At 44.8% G+C, this 24296-nt stretch carries 19 protein-coding genes and 1 pseudogene; 14 read left to right on the plus strand and 6 right to left on the minus strand.

Annotated features, from left to right (window positions below):
- Positions 1 to 60: 60 nt before the first annotated feature.
- The gene (locus Q0612_RS09000) at positions 61 to 1089 is read left to right on the plus strand and encodes a YeiH family protein (protein ID WP_298883654.1); all 1029 of its coding nucleotides are present in this window, start codon (positions 61 to 63) and stop codon (positions 1087 to 1089) included.
- A gap of 493 nt (positions 1090 to 1582) precedes the next feature.
- Complete coding sequence (locus Q0612_RS09005) at positions 1583 to 2941, plus strand: tagaturonate epimerase family protein (RefSeq protein WP_298883656.1); 1359 nt, start codon at positions 1583 to 1585, stop codon at positions 2939 to 2941.
- Positions 2942 to 2993: 52 nt separating this feature from the next.
- On the opposite strand, the pseudogene Q0612_RS09010 reads toward Q0612_RS09005, so the two are convergent.
- Positions 2994 to 3303, minus strand: a pseudogene (locus Q0612_RS09010) (hypothetical protein); the annotation flags it as partial.
- 349 nt (positions 3304 to 3652) lie between these two features.
- Between Q0612_RS09010 and Q0612_RS09015 the strand changes: the two are divergent.
- The 7 genes from Q0612_RS09015 (at position 3653) to ilvC (ending at position 13146) form a co-directional block, all read left to right on the plus strand.
- Positions 3653 to 4261 carry a recombinase family protein gene (locus Q0612_RS09015; protein WP_298883663.1) on the plus strand — a complete coding sequence of 203 codons (609 nt, stop codon included), beginning with the start codon at positions 3653 to 3655 and terminating at the stop codon, positions 4259 to 4261.
- A gap of 217 nt (positions 4262 to 4478) precedes the next feature.
- Positions 4479 to 5138, plus strand: a complete 660-nt coding sequence (locus tag Q0612_RS09020; protein ID WP_293692847.1) for a hypothetical protein — start codon at positions 4479 to 4481, stop codon at positions 5136 to 5138.
- Positions 5131 to 6666: an Eco57I restriction-modification methylase domain-containing protein gene (locus tag Q0612_RS09025; protein WP_298883676.1), complete on the plus strand. Its 1536-nt coding sequence runs from the start codon at positions 5131 to 5133 to the stop codon at positions 6664 to 6666. Before Q0612_RS09020 ends, Q0612_RS09025 begins: the two co-directional genes overlap by 8 nt.
- Positions 6656 to 9535: a GIY-YIG nuclease family protein gene (locus tag Q0612_RS09030; RefSeq protein WP_298883681.1), complete on the plus strand. Its 2880-nt coding sequence runs from the start codon at positions 6656 to 6658 to the stop codon at positions 9533 to 9535. Before Q0612_RS09025 ends, Q0612_RS09030 begins: the two co-directional genes overlap by 11 nt.
- Before the next feature lie 637 nt (positions 9536 to 10172).
- Entirely contained in the window at positions 10173 to 10394 is a 222-nt protein-coding gene (locus Q0612_RS09035) for a hypothetical protein (RefSeq protein WP_021719399.1), read from the plus strand.
- 13 nt (positions 10395 to 10407) lie between these two features.
- Complete coding sequence (gene ilvB, locus Q0612_RS09040) at positions 10408 to 12078, plus strand: biosynthetic-type acetolactate synthase large subunit (protein ID WP_298883686.1); 1671 nt, start codon at positions 10408 to 10410, stop codon at positions 12076 to 12078.
- 45 nt (positions 12079 to 12123) lie between these two features.
- Complete coding sequence (gene ilvC / locus Q0612_RS09045; protein ID WP_293848882.1) at positions 12124 to 13146, plus strand: ketol-acid reductoisomerase; 1023 nt, start codon at positions 12124 to 12126, stop codon at positions 13144 to 13146.
- Positions 13147 to 13544: 398 nt separating this feature from the next.
- Here the strand turns inward: ilvC and Q0612_RS09050 are convergent, their stop codons facing one another.
- Together Q0612_RS09050 and Q0612_RS09055 are read right to left on the minus strand one after the other, a co-directional pair.
- Positions 13545 to 14960: a DHA2 family efflux MFS transporter permease subunit gene (locus tag Q0612_RS09050; RefSeq protein WP_298883689.1), complete on the minus strand. Its 1416-nt coding sequence runs from the start codon at positions 14958 to 14960 to the stop codon at positions 13545 to 13547.
- The gene (locus tag Q0612_RS09055) at positions 14953 to 15459 is read right to left on the minus strand and encodes a MarR family winged helix-turn-helix transcriptional regulator (RefSeq protein ID WP_298883692.1); all 507 of its coding nucleotides are present in this window, start codon (positions 15457 to 15459) and stop codon (positions 14953 to 14955) included. The genes Q0612_RS09050 and Q0612_RS09055 overlap by 8 nt, the downstream gene beginning before the upstream one ends.
- 291 nt (positions 15460 to 15750) lie before the next feature.
- Between Q0612_RS09055 and Q0612_RS09060 the strand changes: the two genes are divergently transcribed.
- The 3 genes from Q0612_RS09060 to Q0612_RS09070 all read left to right on the plus strand — a co-directional run bounded on the left by Q0612_RS09060 (position 15751) and on the right by Q0612_RS09070 (position 18166).
- Entirely contained in the window at positions 15751 to 17052 is a 1302-nt protein-coding gene (locus Q0612_RS09060) for an ATP-binding protein (RefSeq protein ID WP_298883694.1), read from the plus strand.
- Between the two features lie 190 nt (positions 17053 to 17242).
- The gene (locus tag Q0612_RS09065; RefSeq protein WP_298883697.1) at positions 17243 to 17830 is read left to right on the plus strand and encodes a hypothetical protein; all 588 of its coding nucleotides are present in this window, start codon (positions 17243 to 17245) and stop codon (positions 17828 to 17830) included.
- 18 nt (positions 17831 to 17848) lie between these two features.
- Positions 17849 to 18166 carry a winged helix-turn-helix transcriptional regulator gene (locus tag Q0612_RS09070; RefSeq protein WP_367181728.1) on the plus strand — a complete coding sequence of 106 codons (318 nt, stop codon included), beginning with the start codon at positions 17849 to 17851 and terminating at the stop codon, positions 18164 to 18166.
- Positions 18167 to 18279: 113 nt separating this feature from the next.
- Here the strand turns inward: Q0612_RS09070 and Q0612_RS09075 are convergent, their stop codons facing one another.
- Together Q0612_RS09075 and Q0612_RS09080 are read right to left on the minus strand one after the other, a co-directional pair.
- The gene (locus Q0612_RS09075) at positions 18280 to 20100 is read right to left on the minus strand and encodes a TonB-dependent siderophore receptor (protein WP_298883704.1); all 1821 of its coding nucleotides are present in this window, start codon (positions 20098 to 20100) and stop codon (positions 18280 to 18282) included.
- Between the two features lie 9 nt (positions 20101 to 20109).
- The gene (locus tag Q0612_RS09080) at positions 20110 to 21048 is read right to left on the minus strand and encodes an ABC transporter substrate-binding protein (protein WP_298883706.1); all 939 of its coding nucleotides are present in this window, start codon (positions 21046 to 21048) and stop codon (positions 20110 to 20112) included.
- Positions 21049 to 21188: 140 nt separating this feature from the next.
- Here Q0612_RS09080 and Q0612_RS09085 point away from each other — a divergent pair, with 140 nt between their 5' ends.
- A complete protein-coding gene (locus tag Q0612_RS09085; protein WP_277270825.1) occupies positions 21189 to 22004 on the plus strand; it encodes a MerR family DNA-binding transcriptional regulator in 816 nt (271 codons plus the stop codon).
- A gap of 111 nt (positions 22005 to 22115) precedes the next feature.
- On the opposite strand, the gene Q0612_RS09090 is transcribed toward Q0612_RS09085, so the two are convergent.
- Positions 22116 to 23180 carry an acyltransferase gene (locus Q0612_RS09090; protein WP_298883715.1) on the minus strand — a complete coding sequence of 355 codons (1065 nt, stop codon included), beginning with the start codon at positions 23178 to 23180 and terminating at the stop codon, positions 22116 to 22118.
- A 239-nt stretch (positions 23181 to 23419) separates the two neighbouring features.
- Here Q0612_RS09090 and Q0612_RS09095 point away from each other — a divergent pair, with 239 nt between their 5' ends.
- The gene (locus tag Q0612_RS09095; protein WP_298883717.1) at positions 23420 to 24244 is read left to right on the plus strand and encodes a hypothetical protein; all 825 of its coding nucleotides are present in this window, start codon (positions 23420 to 23422) and stop codon (positions 24242 to 24244) included.
- Positions 24245 to 24296: the final 52 nt, after the last annotated feature.

Raw genomic sequence — 24296 nt, forward strand, 5'->3', positions numbered from 1 at the left:
AAAACTACGAAAAACCGAGATAATCGGTGAAAATTAAAGATATTATAGGGAGGTGTTACAATGAGCTTTTTCTCAGATAAGTGGCGCGGTATTGTATTATGTGCTGTTTTGGCAGTGCCGTGCTGGTTTTTAGGCAAGCTGGTGCCTGTAGTCGGTGCACCGGTCTTTGCAATTCTTTTAGGCATGCTGGTAGCGCTTGTGTGGCCTGTTCAGGCCGCATTTAAGAGTGGTGTAGGCTTTGTATCTAAAAAGGTGCTGCAGTACGCAGTAATCCTGCTTGGCTTCGGGCTGAATATTTCCGTTGTACTGGCAACCGGCAAGCAGTCACTGCCGATTATTATCTGCACGATTGCAACCTCGCTCATCGTGGCCTATGTATTGCATAAGGTGATGCATATCCCAGGCAAGATTTCCACGCTTATCGGCGTAGGTTCGTCTATCTGTGGCGGTAGTGCGGTTGCAGCGACAGCGCCTGTCATCAAGGCAGATGATGAAGAGGTGGCGCAGGCTATCAGCGTTATCTTTTTCTTCAACGTGCTGGCAGCACTGCTTTTTCCATGGTTAGGAACAGTGCTGGGATTTTCTACGACAAGCGGTGAAGCCTTCGGTATTTTTGCCGGTACTGCTGTTAACGATACTTCTTCGGTTACGGCAACAGCAGCGACCTGGGATGCCATGTTCGGTCTTGGCACGGCAACGCTGGATAAGGCGGTAACAGTAAAGCTGACGCGTACACTGGCAATTATTCCGATTACGCTGGTATTAGGTTATCTTGTAGGCAAGCGTGAACAGGGTACCAATCATGAGGTGAAGATCAGGAGCATTGTACCAAGCTTCATCCTTTATTTTGTACTGGCTTCGCTGATTACGACATTAGCTACAAGCATGGGGGTGGCAGCCGAGGTTTTTGCCCCGCTGAAATGGCTTAGCAAGTTCTTCATCGTTATGGCGATGGCGGCTGTAGGTCTTAATACCAATATTGTGAAGCTTGTGACGACCAGCAGTAAGCCTTTAGGACTAGGTCTTGGCTGTTGGGCAGGTATTACATTGGTCAGCCTGCTGTTGCAGCATTTATTGCAGCTTTGGTAAGCAGAATAAAATTTATTTTTTTGGCAGCTGCAGTGATAAATAATAGTTTGTTCGCTGTTTTTGGCAGCTCAAAAGAGTATTTTGTTTGTGAGCGGGACGGAGTGAGACCCCTAGATATAGTGTTGTGGAAATCTCCACCTAGTTGTTATTAAAGTTATCCACAGATTGTGCATAACATGTTGATAATTGTGTAAAATCCTTGTAAATAAGGCACTTTTTTTTCAAGCACAAGTGGATAACACTCTGTATAACTAAAAGTTATGCACAAAAATTGTGGATAAGTCTGTTGATACTGTTGATAACCCTGCACTAAATATCGGAAGCAGGGGATATATTTTGCAGGAAAACAGGATAATACATAGTTAGCTGCAAGGTATTTTGTATACAAACGCAAGTTTTTTTGCTATTTGCTAAGTTTTTGCTTGCGTAATAGACGATTTTTGTTCATAATATTATTATGACTAATTGTAAGTAAATGGAGGAATATTAGGTTATGGCATTAAAGCAAATTGATGCATTGGCAGCTTTACGTGAGGCTGCAGGTGAAGTTATAGAAACTTCTTTGTGTGATGTACAGGGTAGCTGGCTGGCACTGGTAAATACTGAGGAAGGCAAGCGCCTGGCTTTTGCTGCGAAGGGTGAAGCTGCGCTGAGCGCACTGTGGAAGGATGTTGAGAAGGAAGCAGACGTTAAGGACGTACATGTTTCTGTTATGGCACTGAATGCAAATAATGCTGCGCTGGTGCGCCGCTATGTTAAATGGACCGCACCGACTGCCTGCGGCACTAAAGGTGCCAGCATCGGCTTCAGCGATTGGCTGGGTGAAGCGGATGCTGTTGTGGCAGAGCTGTTCGGTAAACGTCAGCTGAAACCGGTATTGGTTGATTTTACTACCGAGGACAGCGAGGCTTTGCAGCGCTATTTTGTACAGGCTGTGGATACCGCAACCTGGGGCGTGCTCGAAGAGGGCTACAAGGAAGGCTACGGCGCTAATGCTGCCGGCCTGAAAACCGAAGAGGAAATCGTTAAGGCTCTGCTTTATGGTTATAGCATGATTGGCTTTGACTGTAGCGATAAGATTGACCTGGGCATTGAAAAGCTGTCCGACGAGGCTGTTGATAAACGCTTTGAGCAGTTCAACGAAACCTTCCGTGCTGCTGTGCATGCTTCCTATCTGAACGCTGAGTTCAAGGTTGGCACCAGCAAGATTACCTTTACGGAAAATCAGCTGCATCGCATTGTTCTGGAATACGGCGAAGCAATTATGCATATCCAGTTCATCTACAACTCTTATCTGAAGAATACTCCGTGGGATATTGATTTTGAGCTGGACCTGTCCAAACCCGGTAAGGTGCTGACTCCGCAGGAGCATTATCTGATCGGTAACGAGCTGCAGCGTAACGGTATTAAGCTGAGCTCTATCTGCCTCGACCCATTGAAGGACGCAGAGGCGGTAAACGATAACCTGCAGCTGCACTGCGAGATTGCCGACACCTTCGGCTATCGCCTGAGCTTTAAAAATGTGGATATCGCTATGAACGATACCGCTGCTGCTATGAAATATCTGAAAGGCAAGGTTCATTTCAAAATGAACAATATCCTCTGGATGAGCGCAATAGAGCTTGCCAAAGCTCTGGATGCCGACCTGTTCGGCAAGCTGTGTGCTGTCTGCGGCTGTGAGGCTACAGCAGATGCTGCTGACCGTGCATTGGTGCTTGGCTACAGAAAGGCGCTGAATCCGAAAGAGGAAGGCAATGTTGCTGCTGACATGAAGGCTTTCCTGGAAGCGCATCATGCTGAATATGCTGCTGCAATCAAAGAGAATGTAGCTGCAAAATTAAAGAATATCTAAGATAAAAATTTAAGGACTTCCCAAAAAATTTTTGGGAAGTCTTTTGTTTTGCCAGAAAATCACCGGACACCTGTTCCGGTTCTGGCTGTTTCCAACTATTGGAGTGCAGGGCTTCTCTCAGAGGTATTAAACCAAAAACGGTTCCATTCACCGTCCGAATCATGCTCAAAGGCTGAAAGCATGGTTCCCAAAGGGCGTGTAACATCACAAAGCACCTCTGTATCGTCATATCCCTGTAAACGAAACCGGATTTGCAGTTCTTCTCCAATTAAAATACGTTCTTTCATTTTCCGCCTGTTCAACGTCAGCACCAGCAGAATACGGTCATAAAGCGGTTCGTGCCGCACAAATTCAAAATCCATACAATTCCCTCGTTTTGCTTTATGGTAATTTTATAATGTAGTTATATTAGTTACACTTATGGTACTGCAAAACTATTGTTTTGCCAAGTTTGTGGCGATATGATGGCGTCAGATGGTAATTTCGTTCCATCGTGTACATTGACAACTGAATGACCGTCTGAACCGAGATAAACCGCCATGACCTCTCCTGAAACAGAGGGCGAGCGCATCGAGAAATCGGTGACTCATGTATGTCGAGCAGGGCAGCATGAAGGAAACGGAACAGGTAGAACGGCAAATATGCGGAAAATGAAATATCAAAAATTTAAATAAAGCTGTTTTCCCGGTCAGGAGAAAGGAGGAAAAAGTAATGGGAAATTTGTATGGATATATCCGTGTCAGCACCAGAGAACAGAGTGAGGACAGGCAGATTCTTGCACTGAAAGACCTTTCTATCCCAGAGAAAAATCTGTTTATCGATAAACAATCCGGTAAGGACTTTGAGCGACCGCAGTACCGGAAAATGGTACGAAAACTAAAAAAAGACGACCTGCTCTATATCAAGAGCATCGACCGTCTGGGGCGTAACTATTCTGAAATTCTGGAGCAATGGCGGATTCTGACCAAGGAAAAAGGGATTGATATTATGGTGCTGGATATGCCCCTACTGGACACACGTCGGGGCAAAGACCTGATGGGGACATTTCTCAGCGATATTGTGCTGCAGGTATTGTCCTTTGTGGCAGAAAACGAGCGAAGCAATATCCGGCAGCGTCAGGCAGAAGGAATTGCCGCAGCCAAAGCAAGAGGTGTCCGCTTTGGCCGCCCACCAAAGCCTTTACCGGAAAATTTCCATCACCTATACCAACAATGGAAAAATGGAAAAATTACCGGCACAGCTGCTGCAAAGCTGTGCGGTATGCCACTTTCCACCTTCCGCTATCGTGCGGAGATTTACGAAAAAGCCAAATTATTGTAAGCAGGTGTTTTTTCAGGAATGTGTACCTTTCTGTAAAATGCCTGCTTTTTAGCTATAAGAAAATGATACCACAGAACACCGGCTTTTTCCATACAAAATCCATGAACAAAAGTCCTTTTGCCACTTCTCAAACACCAGAAAATACACCTGCGAAAAGGTACACCATCTTGCAGGTGGTTGCCTTTCTGTTAGTGCATGGATATATGAGGTGTAAAAAATGGCAGAACAACAGGTGAAATCAAGGCAGCGTGTGGCGGATCACGGCGAGGTATTCACTGCCGAGCGTGAAGTAAAAGCCATGTGCGACCTTGTAAAGCAGGAGACAGAACGAATAGAAAGCCGATTTTTGGAGCCTGCCTGCGGTAACGGGAATTTTCTTGCGGAAGTTCTTAGCCGGAAGCTGGCAGTGGTAAAAAGTCGTTATGGGAAAAGCCCATTTGATTATGAACGGTACTCGGTACTGGCAATGACCAGCTTGTACGGAGTTGACATTTTGGAGGATAACGCAGAGGAATGCCGTCAGCGGCTGTTTGACATCTGGGACAAGGAATATACCGCCAATGCCAAAGCCCAGGCAAACGAACAGTGTCGGGAGGCGGTACGGTTTATCCTGCGCAAAAATATTCTGTGCGGAGATGCGCTTACCATGCTCCAAGCAGACGGTTCTCCTATTGTTTTTTCAGAGTGGAGCCTTGTTACAGGCAATCAGATGAAGCGCCGTGATTTTGCACTCGATGAGCTTCTGAACGGACATGAGGAGCAGATGAATATTTTCATGATTGGCTGGGAGTATGACGAAGAAGTTCAGGCATTTATCCCATCGCCCATCAGGGAATATCCGTTGACCGATTACAGGAGGGTGCAGGATTATGAGTGATTTTTACAGCAGTATGTATAACCCGGATGTCCTTACCTGTCTGGCGAATCTGTCCAACGATGAGGTGTTCACGCCGCCGGAGGTGGCAAACCGGATGCTGGATATGCTGCCGGAAGAACTGTGGCATGACAGCAGCGCAACATTTCTCGACCCGGCCTGTAAGTCCGGGGTATTCCTGCGGGAAATTGCCAAACGCCTGATTGAGGGCTTGAAAGAGGAAATTCCGGATTTACAGGAACGCATCGACCATATTTTTCACAAGCAGCTGTATGGTATCGCAATCACCGAGCTGACCAGCCTTCTCTCCCGGAGAAGTGTGTATTGTTCCAAGTATCCCAACAGCAAGTATTCTATTACGCTTTTTGAGGACACCAGCGGTAACATCCGATACAAGCGGATACCGCATCGCTGGCAGAACGGCAAGTGCCTGTTTTGCGGTGCATCTGAAAGCGAATATGAGCGAGGTGATGAACTGGAAACCCATGCTTATGAGTGGATACATACGATCAAACCGGAGGAGATATTTAAGATGAAATTTGATGTAATAATCGGCAATCCGCCCTATCAGTTGAGCGATGGTGGAAATAATGCAAGTGCTAAACCGATTTATAATTTATTTGTAGAGCAAGCCCAAAAATTAAAACCACGATACTTAGCAATGATTATTCCATCACGTTGGTATTGTGGAGGACGCGGTCTTGAAGAGTTTCGTACTACAATGTTAAATGGGGGTCATGTGAAAGAAATACATGATTATAAAAAATCATCCGACTGCTTTCCTGGAATTAGAAATGGAGGTGGGATTTGTTATTTCCTATGGGAACGTGAATTTAAATCAGAAATAGCAAAGATTGTTGAACATGATAATACTGGAATTATTAGGGAAACTTATCGACCCTTAAATGAATTTGGCGAGATTTTTATAAGAGATTCTATGGTAGCAAATATCATAAGAAAGGTACAGTCTAAGAAAGAGAAAAGTCTTTCAGAGGTTGTTTATCGACAAAAACCATTCGGATTCAGGACAAATTTTACCGATTTTGATAAAAATGGCGATATTAAAATTTATAATAAGAAAAGTAAATCAGGCTTTGATTTTGTTGATCATAATCGAGTGGTAGTGAATGAGGATTTGATTGATAAGTGGAAATTAGTAACTTCAAGGTCTACTTCAGTACCCGAAGAAGATAATGGACAAGTTCTGAGACTTTCTCAAACTTTTTTAGTAGAGCCAGGTGCAATTGTTACGGAATCATATGTTCTTATTGATGTTTTTGACTGTAAAGATGATGCTGAAAACGCCTACGCTTATTTAAAAACAAAGTTTTTTAGATTCTTGTGTCAACCAACAATTGTGTCGCCGGATGTTTCAAAAAGGACATTTATATTTGTACCATTATTAAGTTATGAAAAAGTATGGAAAGATGAAGAACTGTATGCAAGATATAACTTATTACCAGAGGAAATTAAGTTTATTGAAGATTCTATAAAATCAAGTGCGTTAGGTGGTGATGAAAATGGCAACTGATTTCTTCCCTCAGCGTCCCAATGCTCACCCAATGATTTACGCCTACGAGGACACCAATCCGCAGTATCAAGGGCTTTTGAAGGTGGGCTATACCGCCATTGATGTGGACAAGCGTGTTGCCCAGCAGTACCCCACCAAACGACCGGACGGCAGCGTTCCATATCGTATTGTCTATCGGGAAAGTGCTATGTATTCAGATGGTTCCTCGTTCACTGACCATGATGTTCATCGTGTCTTGAAACGAAAGCAGATTACCGGCATGGGCGGTGAATGGTTTCGCTGTACGGTAAATGATGTCCGGGCGGCTGTGCTGGCCGTCAAAAACCATACTGCCAATGTAGAGAATCGAGTCAACAGCTTCTCCATGCGCCCGGAACAGCAGGAAGCCGTGGACAAAACCGCTGCTTATTTTCAGAGCGCTTATGAGGAGGATTCTACACGCTACCCCAAGTTTTTGTGGAACTGCAAAATGCGCTTCGGCAAAACCTTTGCGTCCTATCAGTTGGCAAAACGAATGGGATTCAAGAGGATTCTGATTCTGACCTTCAAGCCGGCTGTCATCAGTGCATGGCAGGAGGACTTGAACAGCCACATTGATTTTGAAGGCTGGCAGTTTATTAGCCGCAACACGGAGCTGACCTATGAAACAGCGGACAAATCCCGCCCTATCGTCTGCTTTGGCTCTTTTCAGGACTATTTGGGAGTGAATAAAGAAACCGGCGGTATCAAGGCAAAAAACGAGTGGGTACATTCCACCAACTGGGATTTGGTTATCTTTGATGAATACCACTTCGGAGCATGGAAGGATACAGCCAAAAAGCTGTTTGAGCAGGAGGACGAGGACAGCTACGACAGCGAGGATATGGATAAGTATGACCGTGGCAACGCCTACGATGAAACTTTTCTCCCCATCACAACCATGTATTATCTGTATCTTTCCGGTACGCCGTTTCGGGCGCTGAATTCCGGTGAGTTTATCGAGGATCAGATTTACAACTGGACATACTCGGATGAACAGCGGGCAAAGGAAAATTGGCAAGGGGACAGAAATCCCTATGCGGCACTGCCCCGCATGGTGATGATGACTTACCGCATCCCGGATAGTATCCGTCAGATCGCTATGCAGGGAGAGTTCAACGAGTTTGACCTGAATGTATTTTTCTCTGCCAAAGGCAAAGGTGCGGACGCTTGCTTTGTCTATGAAAACGAAGTGCAGAAGTGGCTGGATCTCATTCGGGGTGCTTATCTGGAAACCAGTGTGGATGATTTGAAGCTGGGTGCTAAGAAACCTGCCATGCCGTATGCCGATGTACGCCTGCTGAATGTGTTGCAGCATACAATTTGGTTTCTGCCCAATGTAGCTTCCTGCTATGCGATGAAAAATCTGCTGATGCAGAAACAGAATACTTTCTATCATGATTACACCATCAATGTCTGTGCAGGTGCAGGAGCTGGAATTGGTGCAGCGGCTCTGGAGCCGGTGCAAAAATCCATGCGTGACCCATTGGAAAGCAAGACCATCACCCTCTCCTGCGGCAAGCTGACAACAGGTGTTACAGTCAAGCCGTGGACAGGCATTTTTATGTTACGAAATCTGTCCAGCCCGGAAACCTATTTTCAGGCGGCGTTTCGTGTGCAAAGTCCGTGGGAAATTACAACGGACGGCGGCAAAAAAGAAATTGTCAAAAAGGAATGCTATGTGTTTGACTTTGCTCTTGACCGAGCGCTCAAACAGATTTCCGATTACAGCTGCCGTTTGAACATTGACGAAGGAAACCCGGAGAAGAAGGTAGCGGAGTTTATCAATTTCCTTCCGGTCATCGCTTACGATGGCAGCACCATGCGGCAGATTGATGCGGGCGAGGTTCTGGACATTGCTATGGCAGGTACATCTGCTACCCTGCTTGCCAAACGCTGGGAAAGTGCGCTGCTTGTCAATGTGGACAACGATACCCTTTCCCGTTTGATGGCTAATCCAGCGGCGATGGATGCTCTGATGAAAATTGAAGGGTTCCGCAGTCTGAATGAGGATATACAGACCATTATCAACAAGTCCGAAGCCGTAAAAAAGGCAAAGAAAGAGGGTACAGAAAAACTCACGCCAAAAGAGAAAAAAGAACTGAGCGAGGAAGAAAAAGAGTACAAATCCAAACGCAAACAGATTCAGGAAAAGCTGATTAAGTTTGCTACCCGTATTCCAGTTTTTATGTACCTGACCGATTATCGAGAACGATGCCTGAAGGATGTTATTACACAGTTGGAACCGGGACTTTTTAAAAAAGTAACAGGTCTGGATGTTAAAGATTTCGAGTTGTTGGTATCTCTCGGCGTGTTCAATGATTCGCTGATGAATGATGCTGTTTACAAGTTCAAGAGATACGAAGATGCCAGCTTGAGCTACACAGGCATTGACCGGCATGAGGGTGAAAACCGTGGCGGTTGGGATACGGTTATCTCGGATGCTGACTATAATAGTATGTTTGCTCTGCAACAGGCTTCGATGGAAGTACCGATTCCTTCGGCGGATGATTTGCCGGAAAAGCCGTTTCTGGATTTTGCGGAAGCTGTCCGAGATATGGATCAGCCGAAAAAGGAACTGAAGGTTGCAGAAAAACCGGCTGAGTATGGGTGGCATTTAGAAAAGTCACGCTACACCCCGCTAGTGCCAAAACCGGCAGAACCTGCACCACAAAAGCTGGTGGATTTGTCCTGTGTTGTGGTTGGCGGTCAGCTTCGGCATAAAGCATTCGGAATGGGGACGGTAAAAGAAATCCAAGGTGGCTTGATTGTTGTATTGTTTGGAGGGACGGAGAAAAAGTTCCAGTTTCCCGGTGCAATACTACAAGGTTTTCTGAGCCTGCCGGAATGATTCCGAACAGCAGTACACGATAAAATTTATTGAAAGAACCGATGTGTTTTTCGTAAAAGAGAAATGCATCGGTTTTTCTTTTTTAAACGATACAAAACAGCATATTCAACGTGTTTGTGTATAATGGATATTAGTGTACTTTGTCTACTGAAAAGTAGCGCGAAAAATTTAATCATTTGATTAGTACATGTACAATAGACAAAAGGCTGAAAATGTTCGTGTACAGTGACTAAAAGAAGAAAAATGTAAAATTTTACAAAAAGGTGTTGACAAACGCTTTAGATGGGTGTATAGTATCAGTAATTTCAAATTGACAACCAAAGGTTATGATTGGGACTAAAGATAAGCGTAGAGTTTTAGAGAGCCGGTGTCTGGTGCAAACCGGTACGAAGCCTTATTGATTAAATCACCCATGAACTCGTCAGCGAAAGCTTTGCAAGTAGACTGATGCGCAACGGATGCGTTATTTCCGAGCCGGTTGATGGACTGGTGCTGAAAGTAATAAATTAGGGTGGTACCGCGTATTATACGCCCCTGCATATATGCAGGGGCGTTTTTTTATACTACTCCTGAAAAGTCCATCAAAAGATAATTGACGTAGTAGAAAATTAAGGTGTTCTTGATAGGAGGAATTAACATGTTTGAAAAGGTATTGGTAACTGGTCAGAATGATGAAACTTTATTGCCGCGTGTGTTGCGTGTGCTTTCCAAGCAAGGTGCTCAGGTACGCTCCCTGCGCATGGATGCGGAAGAAAATCGTCTGAAGCTGGAAATCCAGCTGGCAGATGTAGCTGCTGCTCAGGTTGCTAAATTGCTTGCTAAGCAGGTTGCAGTTGAGTCTGTAGCTACTATGGCGTAAGGGGGACGAACTGATGAAGCTGAAGGGCTCAGAAGCCATTGTAAAGGTCCTTTTGGAGCAGGGCGTAGATACAGTCTTCGGTTATCCCGGAGGTGCTGTGATTCCTTTGTATGATGCATTGTACGATGCACCGCTGAAAAATGTGCTGACAGCACATGAGCAGGGCGCTATTCATGCAGCTGACGGTTATGCCCGTGCGAGCGGCAGAACCGGCGTATGTATCGCAACCTCCGGTCCCGGTGCCACAAACATTGTTACCGGCCTGGCAACTGCTTATCTTGATTCCATTCCGCTGGTAGCGATTACCGGTCAGGTTGGCGTAAGCATGCTGGGACGTGATTCATTCCAGGAAATCGATATTGTCGGCGTTACGATGCCGATTACCAAATATAACATGCTGGTACGCAGCAAGGAAGAGCTGCTGCCGGCACTGCGCAAGGCATTTGCCTTAGCGCAGGAGGGCAGACCTGGACCTGTGCTGGTGGATATTCCCAGCAGCGTGCAGGTTGAGGAGCTGGAATGGTGCGAGCCGCAGGCAGCTTCTGCAGCAGAAGAGCTGCCGCAGGCAACACCGGAGCAGCTGCAGCAGGCAGCTGACGTGCTGAACAAGGCGCAGCGTCCGGTACTGCTGGTTGGCGGCGGCGCTGTCAACAGCGGTGCGCAGGATGAGTTGCTGGAGCTGGCCCAAAAGGCTGATTTGCCGGTAGTAAATACGCTGATGGGCATCGGCGTTTATCCTGAGTCTGATGAACGCTCCCTGGGTATGACCGGTATGCATGGTCATATCGCTTCCAACATGGCTGTAGCACAGGCTGATGTGCTGGTAGTAGCAGGCAGCCGTTTCAGCGACCGCGTAACCGGTGACCGCAACCGTTACGTAGGACAAAAGACGATTATCCAGCTTGATATCGACCCGACGGAAATAGATAAAAATATAGCAACAAGCCTTTCCGTAATGGGTGATGTAAAGCAGACACTGCAAAGCCTGCTGCCGTTAGTGCAGAAGGCAGCACACGCCGATTGGTGGCAGCAGATTAAGGCCTGGGATGCAACAGAGGATCGCAGCCTGCTGGCTGGCGACCGACTGACAGCTCCCTGGATGATGAAGGAGCTGAGCCGCAGCTTTGAAGGCGAGCATCCGATTTATGTAACTGACGTTGGTCAGAACCAGATGTGGGCAGCACAGCATTTAGTTGTCGATAAACCGCGTCACCATCTGACGAGCGGTGGCTGCGGTACGATGGGCTTCGGTCTCCCCGGAGCGTTGGGTGCAGCCTTTGCCGAGCCTGATAAGCAGGTAGTGCATATCTGCGGTGACGGCGGCTTCAAGATGACCGGCATGGAGCTATATACGGCAGCGCGTGAAGGCAAAAAGCTAATCAGTATCGTTATTAATAACAGCTGCTTAGGCATGGTCCGCCAATGGCAGCAGCTCTTCTACAACGAGCATTACTCCAATACGCTGCTGACAGAATTTGACTTTATCGGCTTTGCTCATTCCTGCGGTGCTGGCGGACGCAGAGCAGCGACCTGCAAGGAATTTAAGGAAGCGCTGAAGGCAGCACGCGAGGCTGACAAGCCCTTCCTGATTGAAGTAATCGTAGAGCAGGGTGACCTGGTAGAGCCGATGGTGGCAGCCGGTGCTGCGGTAGATGACTTCGTCAAGATTAACAGATGCAGATAAACAGCTATAAATAAGGGAAAATTTTTATTAAATTTATATATTAAAATAAGGGAAAAGAAAGAGGTAATAACAATGGTTAAAATGTATTATGACAACGATGCGAATCTGGAATTATTGAATGGCAAAACAGTTGCTATTATCGGCTATGGTTCTCAAGGCCATGCACATGCACTGAACCTGCAGGAGAGCGGCGTAAACGTAGTTGTAGGCCTGTATGAAGGCTCTAAATCCAAAGCTAAGGCAGAAGCTGCCGGCCTGAAGGTTATGACTACCGCAGAAGCTGCTAAGGCTGCCGATATCATCATGATGCTGATTCCGGATGAAAAGCAGGCTGCTACATATAAAAAAGATATCGCTCCGAATCTGGAGGCAGGCAATGCTCTGGCTTTTGCACACGGCTTCAACATTCACTTCGGTCAGATTGTTCCTCCTGCTGATGTAGACGTATTCATGGTTGCTCCTAAAGGCCCCGGCCATTTGGTTCGTCGTACCTATACCGAAGGCAGCGGCGTTCCTGTTCTGGTAACTGCTTACCAAAATCCGACCGGCAAGGCTCATGACCTGGCTCTGGCTTATGCTAAGGGCATTGGCGGTACCCGTGCAGGCGCTCTGGAAACCACCTTCCGTGAAGAAACCGAAACCGACCTCTTCGGCGAGCAGGCAGTTCTCTGCGGCGGCGTTTGCGCTCTGATGAACGCAGGCTTTGAAACCTTGGTAGAAGCAGGCTATGAGCCTGAAAGCGCATACTTCGAATGCATGCACGAGATGAAGCTTATCGTTGACCTGATGTATGAAGGCGGCATGGCTAAAATGCGTCATTCCATCTCCGATACCGCTGAATATGGCGACTATGTAACCGGTCCGCGCATCATCACTGCAGAAACCAAAGCTGCTATGAAACAGGTTCTGGCTGAAATTCAGGATGGTACCTTTGCTAAGAAATGGTTGCTGGAAAACCAATGCGGCCGTCCGCAATTCAACGCTATGCGTCGTCGTGCTGCAGCAACCCAGGCTGAACAGGTTGGCGCACAGCTGCGTGGCATGATGAGCTTCCTGAAGAAAAAATAATCAACAGCTTATTGGCACTTTTAGTGCAGAAAATAAAAATAAGGGAAAGAGCGTAATCCGCTAAAGGCAGCGTACAGAAAAAAATAGCTGCCGGGATTACGATAAACAAAAATAAGGGAAAGAGCGTAATCCGCTAAGGACAGCATACAGAAAAAATCAGCTGTCCGGATTGCAAAAAATAAGGGAAAGAATGTGAGCCTTAAACGCAGCATAGAAAAATAAAAGCTGCGTGGCTTGCAGTAAAAAATAAGGGAAATATTTAAAAGGTCGCTTACCTGCGCGTCAGATGCAGGAAGCGGCCTTTTTGACATGCAAGTATGATATTTTGATGTAAAAAGCCTCCCTGGCGCATGTGCGCAAGGGAGGCTTTTGTGATATCTGCGATAGAACGCAGTAGATTAAGTGTGAGCAAGATGTTGCTTTTTAATAAGAGCGAACACCTTTAAGGAGCAGCAAAGGATGAGCACTGCACTGACAGTAAGCACATAAAAGCCATGTCTGCTGCCAAGCATGGTAGCATGCGCGATATTGGCCGGTTCCGCAGCCTGCGCGGTTGCAACAATCGTACTGATAACCGCTGTACCGACTGCGCCTGCCAACTGTAGCAGCGTGTTCATCGCTGCATTACCGTCGGCATTCAGATCTTCCGGTAATTGGCTCAGGCCATTGGTCATAATCGTTCCCATGGAAAATCCTTGGCCGAAGGCAAAGAACAGGTAGAAGACGATAAAGAGCAACGAGCTCAGTTCACCGGGATAAAGGCTGTAGCAGATGACGGATACGAGAATCGATGTGTTGCCTAATAAAATCGGACGTTTGGCACCGAATTTATCCAACAGCCTGCCGCTGATAGGTGCAAGCATAGCACCAATGATGCAGCCGGGAAGCAGCAGACAACCGGCGGTGAAGGCATCCGTATGCGAAACAAGCTGCGCATAGTTGGGGATTAAAAAGCCAAGGCCTAAGCAGATAAAGCCGACGAGCAAAAGGCTGACAGTGCTGAGCGTATACGGCAGATAACGAAAAATTTCTACACGCAAAAGAGGCGCGTTGCTGCTTAATGATTGCTTGTAGAAGGCAGTTAAGGCAACAAGGCAGATTGCGAAAAGAGCAAGCACTTCGATACTGAACCAGCCGAAGTCGGAGGCAATGCTGGTAGCAAAAATCAGGCTGCTGAAGCCGATTACAAGCAAAAGGTATAAGCCGAAGTTAAAGCTTGTCTGCTCCAGCTTGCCGGCCTGACGGATATTTTTGATACCCAAAACGGCAGGAAGCAGTAAAAATGGCAGCAGGCTGACGAAAATCATGCGCCAGCCAAAGTAGCTGACGATCATACCGCCGAGCGACGGACCGACAGCCGGTGCCATGGCGGTAATAAGCGAAGCTACGCCAATCATAAAGCCCAGGCGTTCACCGGGAACCTGCTCCAGGATAATGTTAAACATCATCGGTAGGGCGATGCCTGTACCTATGCCCTGCAGCAATCTGCCGACAAGCAGAACGTTGAAGTAAGGCGACCAGGCGGCGAGCAGTGTGCCTGCAAGAAAGCTGCCGATTGCAGCAGTAAACAGGCTGCGCGTTGCGAAACGGCGCTTGAGATAAGCAGAGGTTGGGATAATAAGTGCCAACACCAGCAGATAGCCGGTAGTTATCCATTGTACGAGCGAGGTGCCGATATTAAATTCGTGCATGAGCGTGGGAAAGGTAACGTTCATAGCAGTTTCGACAACAACGCCGCTAAAGGACATGATGCCGGCGGCGACGATAGATAATAATAAACGTGCATCCAGCACACGTGTAGAGCTGTCAGTCATTATTTTTCTCCTTCCTTTGCCTGATAGCGGGAGCGTGGCCCTGCAGCGCAGGCTTATGCGTAGACATTGTTTGGTAAAGCTTGGCGATGGTAGTAGCAGTGGTGTTGATATCGGCTTCGCTGATATCGGTGATTTGCGCGGCCAACCAGCTGTGATATTGGGCGATGTAATAGGCGTGAATCTTTCGTCCCTCATCTGTCATGCGCAGTCTGACGATGCGTTTATCCTGTTCATCGCTGAACTTTTCGATAACATTGATTGCCTGCAGCTCGCTTACCAGACGAGTGATGCCGGGGCGAGTTACCTGCAACAGGTCCGCAATGTCGCTGACCTTGGGAGGCTGCGCGGTACGTTCAAGGTATTCAATGTAATCCAACACCTTGAGATTGCCGGGAGTTAAGCCTTCCGGCAGAGGTGGCTGCAGCTCTACTACACGCTTTGCTTCGTGGCAGGCTATGAGCAGAGTTTTGATTGCTTCGATAGGCAGTTTATGTGTCATGATGATTCTCCTTTGCAATATGATTACTTAAAGTAATTATCAAAGATAATTATATTGCGGTGATGGGGGGATTGTCAAGGTGGGGAAGAAGCGAAAATAATGTAAGGAATTGCTGAAAATTGTCTAAGCGAAATACTTTAGTGTGAATATCAGAATAAGCTCTTTTTCCCAATATCCTCATGAAATATGCAGTAGTTGCATATTTTATCCTCATGAAATCTGTACCAATTGCATATTTCATGAGGATATGCTAGAATGAGAGTAAAATAGAGAAGGGAGTGAGCAATTAAAATGTTACGTCGAAAAATTTATGATAAGCTCTTGGCATGGAAAAAAAGTGCAGGAAAAAAAGACGCTATTTTATTACGTGGCGTTAGGCAGTGTGGTAAAACATATATTGTCCGAGAGTTTGGAAAGCGTGAATATAAAAATTTTATAGAGATAAATTTTATTGAGCGACCTGATATGCAGACTGTATTTTCCGGAAATCTTGATGTTGATAGCATGGTTCAGCAAATTAAACTTAGTATGCCGGGTTGCCAATTTATTCCCGGTGAAACGCTTTTGTTTTTGGATGAAATTCAGGATGCTCCTAACGCCAGAACTTCCTTGAAATTTTGGACGCAGGATGGACGTTTTGATTGTATTGCCTCCGGTTCATTGTTGGGCATAGATTACAAAAATGAGGTTTCTATACCTGTCGGATATGAACAGCAATTAATTATGCGTACTCTTGATTTTGAAGAGTTTATTTGGGCGCTTGGTGCAGAAGTAAATCTCAAGGAGATGCTGGCACCATACGTAGACGGAGCAAAACGAGTTCCTGAGGCTATGCATAATTCTTTAAACAAGTATCTGCAGGAATATATGGTAGTTGGTGGATTGCCTGAGGTAGTTGATACATATATTGCAACGAAAGATTTTTACCAAGTACATCTATTGCAGGAAAAAATTCTGCGTGATTATCAGGATGATATTGCTAAATACGCGCTGAATCAGGATAAAATTAAGGCTAAGCAGTGTTTTCTGTCTATCCCGCGTCAGTTAAGCAAAGAAAACCATAAATTTCAGTATTCTGTTGTTGAGAAAAAGGCGACAGCAAGGAAATTTACCAGCAGCTTAGATTGGTTACATAATGCAGGATTAATTGATTTTGCTTATAATGTGAATTCACCTTGCTTCCCATTGAAAGCGTATGTCAAGGAAGATCAATTTAGAGTTTATCTTTGCGACATTGGTCTTTTGGTAGCTATGTATGGTTATCAGATGAAAATTGCTTTGCTGTCAGATGCGTTGGAAGGATCGGCTAAAGGTGGCATTTATGAAAGTCTTGTTGCCGATATTTTAGCAAAAAGGGGAGAAGAGCTTTATTACTATAAAAAAGAGGATTCAACCTTAGAGATTGAATTTATCTTAGAACGGGAGTGTAAGCTTGTGCCTGTAGAAGTGAAAGCCAGGAAGGGCTCGACACGTTCATTAAATGAGCTGCTTAAAATGGATAATATCGAAAGAGGTTATAAGCTCACAGCACAAAATACCGGTGTTGTTGAGAAAAAGATTACTTTACCTTTGTACATGGCTGCAATTATATGAGCTTGATGAAGCTGTTTTTTCTATTATCCTCATAAAATATGCAGTAGTTTCATATTTTATCCTCATGAAATCTGCACTGATTGCATATTTCATGAGGACAGCTTAAAATAGAGTTAAAAAGAATGTGTAAGACACTTAAAAACTGATATTGCAAGTGTTGTAATTCGATTATTGAAGTGGAGAAGCATAAATGTTATCAAATTTTACCCCGCAGGATATTTCCTATGCATCCCATCTCACCAAGCTGACCTGGGGTGACGAGATGGCGCTGACGAATGATAGCTTAAAGAATGTCCTGTACGAGGCTATGGTGCGCTATTATTATCGCAGTGAGGCTTTTTCTTTAAAGATGACAGATGAAGATGGCATGCAGGGATTTTTATTGGCGGCGCCTTTGAGTGAGCGTGATAATTCTCAGTCCTGGTTAAAGCAAAGCTTGCAGCATTTTGAATGCGAGGAGCAGGATCTTGTTTACGATTATATGCGCTATTTGTCTTATAATGGCCAAAAGGTACGTGCGCTGGCGCGACCGGAGGATTTACTGCTGTGCTTGTTTTTGAGCATGAGAAGCGGTGTTGGCAGCAAGCTGCTGCATAATGTGGAGGCGATTGCTCAGAAAAAAGGTGTCAAAAAGCTCTATTTATGGGCGGATGCTACCTGCGATTATGAATATTACCGCAAGCGTGGCTATAGCGAAGCAGCGCATTTTACGAATAATATTCTGCCGCAGTTGGGTGTGCAGGAAACATGGATATACAGCAAGGAGCTGAAGGAGTGACTGTAAATGTTGCATGAAATGAGTGATGCTTTACCGGCTTGTCCGGTAGAAACTACACTGACCTTAATCAGTGATAAATGGAAGGTGCTGATTTTGCGCGACCTTTTGACGGGAACAAAGCGCTTTGGCGAATTGAAAAAATCTTTGGACGGAGTCAGCCAAAAGGTGTTGACATCACAGCTGCGGCAGATGGAAGCTAGCGGCCTGCTGACGCGCAAGGTTTATGCTGAGGTGCCTCCGCGTGTTGAATATACGCTTACTGAGCTTGGTTACAGTCTGCAGCCTGTTTTGGAGGCTATGCGTGACTGGGGAGAGGCGTATAAGAAGAGAGTTTGAATAAGTAAAAAGGAAAGGACGTGCCCATCATAGGACACGTCCTTTCCTTTTTGGTATTTAATTAATGGAGAGTGAATAGAGTAATTCTCAGGTGTTGGAGAGGTTTATTTTAATTAGAATTTGTAGGAATAATAAAGGGTAAAGTTTCTGTTCGGAGTAAAGGAACCGGCGCTGGACAGCCAATCATCGCGGTCAAGCAGATTATTGACAATGAGTTTAACATCAGAGTTCTTATTCAGTTGGTACTTCATGTTGAAGTTCAGATTCCACATCTGAGGCGGAACAGTACCATAGCTCGGAGTTCTGTCCCAAATATGCTGTACGCTTAAGTTGGAGGAGAAATCTCTGTTTTTGTAGCCAACTAACGCATTGACATTATTTCTGTAATCAACTCTCTTCATGACATTAGATTTGGTAGTTTGCTTGGGATTAGAGAATGCAAAACCAAAGTTATAATACCAGTTGTCATCAATACATTGCTCATACAAGCCTTCAAGACCGATATTTTCAAATTTATCGGCATTTACAGGAGTGGAGATATCACTGCCATCGTATTTATCACCGGTTTTGGTGGAGTAAATTCTGTCCTCGACACGCAGTTTGTACAGGCCTAATTTCAGAGAGCTGTCATCAAATTGTTTTTTCCAGCCGATTTCATAGGTCCATGCTTTTTCTGGCTTCAGGTCGGGGTTAGGAATAAAGGTTTTGCTGTTAGAGCCGTATTGCTCCTTGATGGTGGGAACCCTGAAGGATTTATTGGCATTGACATAAATGCTTTGGGTGTCATCCATTTTATAAAGCAGCTGAATTTGCGGGCACAGCTCATTCTTTAAGTCTTCTACCATTTGATAGCGTGCGCCTAAGAACAGGTCGAGCTTTTCAGAGAGAGGAATTTCGCTCAATGCATAGAGCGCGGTATTGTTTCTGTTTCTCTTAATGGAGGAATAATCGGCTTCTTCGCGGTCAAAAACAATGCCAGCGGTCAGTTTGCTGTTACCGATATCCCATTTGTTTCTCATTTCAGCACCAAAGTTTTTTACAACATTGTCGCTTCCACCAGGTTTGCGGATATGATCCTTTAATGACCATGACTTACCTTTAAAGTCATGTCTGCGGCCATAGGTGTTAAAGAAAAAATCATCATTTTGATAGTTTAAATTTAATACATGGAAATCGTATTCACTTTGGTCGAAGGTACTCTTAGAAGAGTCTTTTTTATTGTGCCAATTATATTCGTCAAGTTGGTTAGTGTACAGGTATTGCAGTTTAATCTTATCATTGATTTTGTAATTGAGATTTAATGAATCCTTAGCGAATTTGCGACCTTCAGTGGTTAGACTTCTTGTCAGGAAGCCTCTTTTTTGGATTTGGTCACGGCTGTAGTTAACGTCAAGATTGCCTGCCTTAATGTCAATGCCACCATAACGTTTGCCATCCTTGCCAAAACCAATAGTAACTTTATTTCTATTATTTTCCTTGGTAATAATATTAATTACGCCTGCCATAGCATCGGAGCCATGCAGAACGGCACCGGCACCCTTGATGACCTCGACTCTGCTGATAGAATCAGTATCGATTGCTTCCAAGTTGGCTGAGCCTTGAGAGTTCAGAGGAATACCATCGACAAGAATAGTTGCGTTTACAGTATTTTTAGCCAGACCTCTGAAGCCGATGGTGCCGCCCATACCTACAGGGGGCGTAATAACGGCGCCGGGAACATTAGCCAGCAAATCCATTACGTTGGTAGCACCTAAACGTTCAATGTCCTTTTGCGTAAATACGTTAGTCATAGCAGGAATATGAAGATCCTTTTCTTCATACTTGGTAGCGGTAACCAGCAGAGTATCCAGTGTATACTCTACCGGCTCGGCAGCCATGGCACTGGGAACCATGGACATCAGCAAAGCTGTCATCAATAAACCCTTTTTCATCATAAAAGCCTCCTAAGATTTTAATATATTTAAAATTTCATAACAAGATGACGTGATATAGATGGAACCGCAGGAAATGTATTTGATAGGCAGTAAAATAACCTTTTTGTTTTTAATGGCTTTTAATTCCGCAAAGCTGGGATCACCGTACATTTCCTTTAATTTGACCTCGCCGCTGGGGAAATAGCCGCCATCGGTCCAATCGATAAGAATGAATACATCGGGATTACATGCAACTACCTGCTCTTTATTCAACACAGTTCCGGGCGGAATATCGTAGCGGTCGGCCATATTTTCAATACCAAGCTTTTGGAAAACGTTACCTAAAAGACTGCCCTTGGTGCTCATAGCACCGCGACTGTTAAAAATCAGGATTTTAGCGTTAGCGTTATGCTTTTCGCTTAGCAGCTTGGCAACATCATCATCAATCTTTTTATTCATGGCAGCAGCTTTGTCTTCTGCCTTTAATACCCTGCCGAAAATATTATGGATTTCCTTAACATCATCCAAGGTTTTAGCATTGGGATAAACAAAGACCTTAACACCGACATTTTCCAACTGACTGATAAAGTCTTCGCCGGTGTTTTGTCTTAAGAAAATTACATCCGGCTGCTGCTTCATAATAAATTCGACATTATATTCAGTACGCAGCTTTACCTTGTTTGCCATATGCATAACGTTGGAAATCTGTTCATCCTCTGCCCATTTGCTTAAAGCGAGGATGCGATTTGGCTCTACCATGTTAACCAAAATTTCATCAGAGCCGGGATACATAGACATAATACGTGAAGGTGGTTTATCAAACTCTATTTTTTTACCGCGGGCATCTTCTACTACGTAAGATGAATTAGTATCCTTATTTTGAGTATTATTGTTGCTGCAGCCTATGGAAAACACCAGTAATACAAGCATTAGTATGAGCAAAAGCGTGTGCCGTTTAAGTTTCTCCATTACTTTCAACTCCACTTCCTTAAATTCCAATCGAGTCATATAAACATAACGTTTCATATTGAAGCAATTCTTAATTTCTGATATTATAATAGATACTACACCTTATAGTAACTATAAAGTCAATAGGAGAATATATCAAAATGAATGAAAAGTCACATTATTTATATGCACGTGAGCTGGCAGAGCTGTATGATATTTCGAAGCAGACCCTTATTTTTTACGATAAGATTAATCTGCTCAAACCGGCTTTTGTGGGCAGTAATGGCTATAGGATGTATTCTTTTAAGCAGTTCTTTATCCTGGGTATTATTCTTGATTTAAAAAATATTGGCTTACACCTATCTGATATTCAAGATTTTATCAATAACCGTAATGCGGAATCTTTGGTACCCTTGCTTTGTAAGCAGATAAAAAATCTGGAAAAGAAGCGTGTGATGATAGATCGTTTATGCGGTCAAATCCAAAATGAAATCAGCAGGCTTAATGGCCATTCTGATATTAGGCTTAATGAAATATCATTATCTTACCTGGATGCTGAAAATTTGATTTTAAGTGATGAAATCTGCTTTTGTAAATCATTGAAGGATCGTTTTATAGCAAGTGCAGAGGTGCTTAAGATTGCTTCTGAAGATGATTGCCTGAGGAGTCTTTTAGATGCAGGTTTTCTTTTTGAGCTGGATAGTCTTGAAGAAGAACCGAAATACTATAAACTTTTTGCCAAAGCAGCTGTCAGCAAGACTAATTTTCAACGTCCCAGGAATATTTATCTGCAAATGTATGTAAACTATACCTTTCAGAATGCTTTGCAGCTTGCAGCACCGGCTATTAATGAGTTTTGCCAGACACTTAATATAAAATTGGGTAAACAGGTATATATACGCCCGATAAAAAACTATTGGACTTCGGATACTATGGATACCTTTATTTCTAAAATTGAAATTCCGGTTATAATCTGAAGCTATACAAATAAGATATAAAAGTTGTTAATTAAAACCGATATAAGCAAAAACACCACCTGCAAACGCAAGTGGTGTTTTACAATATATGGGGAATAAGAAGAAAACTTTTTACAGACGGCTTACATGGCCGATGAAATAATGGCCCCAGGAAACGCGCGCCAATGCTTCCATGGTCAGCAGGCTGAGGCTGAGCATAATGATGAAGAGCAGCGGATAAAAGCAGAGCTGCTGCGGTGACATATGCAGCAGTGTAAGCAGCTCGCTGCCGACATACATATAAATGATGTGAATCAAGAATAAACCGAAGGAATAGTTACCCAAATACATCATAAAGCGCTTGCTGAGGCTGTCCTGTGATTCCAGGGTGCAGGCATAACGGAAGAGCATAGCGATGATGATGCTGTACAAAAACAGGTTGAGCGGGAAGCAGACAAATTCCAACAGCGGCAGGATATGCAGGTAGTATTTAGCAAACCAGCAGCCGCCGATTAAAATCAGATTCAGGATGAAGCCTGTCATCAAAAGAACGTGATGGGTGTCAATCCAACGCAGCATTTTTTTATGGTAGATATAAGCCAGCATACCGAAGGAGAAGTAGGCGATATAACGCAGAAAGGTGGTAATTTCCAGCGTAAGGATGACTGCCTGATTGCTGCAGCTGATATTGTTGCAGATTTTCCAGAACAGCTGCAGCAGGACTACCTGAATAATGAAGCGGTGTAGCCTGTGATGCAGACGGCAACGGTTAAAATAACGCAGCAGCAGCGGATAGATGGCATAAAAGCCAAACAGCGCACGGAAAAAGGCCATGTGAACGGCGCTGCTGCCGGTGACGATAAGATAAGCGGCCTGCTTGAGCGTGAAGCTGGCGTTGCTGAAAAACCAGGCACCACCCAGATACAGCAGCGAAAACAGCAGGTACGGCGAAAGCACCGACAGGAACATTCTGCGGAAGAAGGACCACTTATAATAATCGGCATGGCGATTGTGGCTGATGAACATATATCCCGAAACAAACATTACCAGGGGTACGGCAAAGAGGGAGATAATATCTAACAGCATCTCGGAAATAGTGACCCACGATTCCGCGTGGGCGTGGCTGAAGTACCAGGTGGTGTGCATCAGCATGACACCCAGAACCACGAAGCCACGTAATAATAGTGGAAAACTCATAGCTTTATACATCTTCTTTCTCTCTAGTAGAGTTATTGTACTACTTTTAATTTTATAGTCAAATAGCGATTAAGCATTTAGTTTATAACTAAATGGAATATAAAAAGTTGATAAGTTGTTACAGATAACTTACAAGCATTAATATTATAACTTCTGCGCAGATGTTTGGCGCTTGACAAAGACAGCGGCAACGCAGATAATTTGAATAGAATATATAACAGATTGAGGAGGATACTGAAATGGAAAAACAGGAATGGCAAGGATATGTACAGAAGGTAGCAAGCTGTGATTACCCTATACCGTTAAATCTGATAAACGATTATGATGATTGGAAATGCCGCAGCAACGTAGGACGTATGCTGATGATTTTAAAGGATATTGAGGGAGCTATGGCGGTACTGGCAACCGTGAAGGATGTGCAGCCGGATATGGAGGATGCACCAGAGTTCGGCCTCAGCGAGGCGGAGCACAAGGTGCTGTGCCTGCGTGATATTGCCGAAATCGTCTGGCGTCTGACCGGTACCGGTGATGCACCGATTATTTATTTGAATGAAGCCTACAGATTGTGTCGTGAGTATAAGAAGGTTTTCCGCAGTGCTGACCGTGGCGCTATCTGGGCGCGCAGACTGGAGCTGCAGCGTTCCTGCGGCGCTGAGGCTGAGGCCCTGGCGGAGGCGAGAGCAATGCTGGAGGCGGAAAAGGCTGTAGAGGGCGTAAATCCTTATCGCTTCCACGCATTGAAGTTTATTGCGGAAAGCATGGCGGAGCAGGGCGATTATGCTAAGGCTGCTTTGCTTTTGGCAGACGCCTACAAATCCTTCCCGGTGAACGAGGCGGCAAAGGCTGCCCTTGCTGAGGCCGAGGCTGCTGCAGATGCTAAGGAAAGATATGCTATGTATCATCATTGCACCACGATTCAGTACCAGCCGTGGGAGAAGGATAATGTGCCGACGCTGGAGGATGTACGCCGCCTGCAGGAGCGCAACTTTGCACGTCGCGAGGCAGCGAAGGCTGCCGGCGAGGAGCCGGATGAAAAGGGTTCTTTTCAAAGTTTAATTAAGTAATTAAACCGAGCGATTAAAAGATTTTGTACGCACTTTTCACGAATCTGTTACA

This window comes from uncultured Phascolarctobacterium sp., from assembly GCF_937920985.1.
In the GTDB taxonomy this organism is placed as follows: Bacteria; Bacillota; Negativicutes; order Acidaminococcales; family Acidaminococcaceae; genus Phascolarctobacterium_A.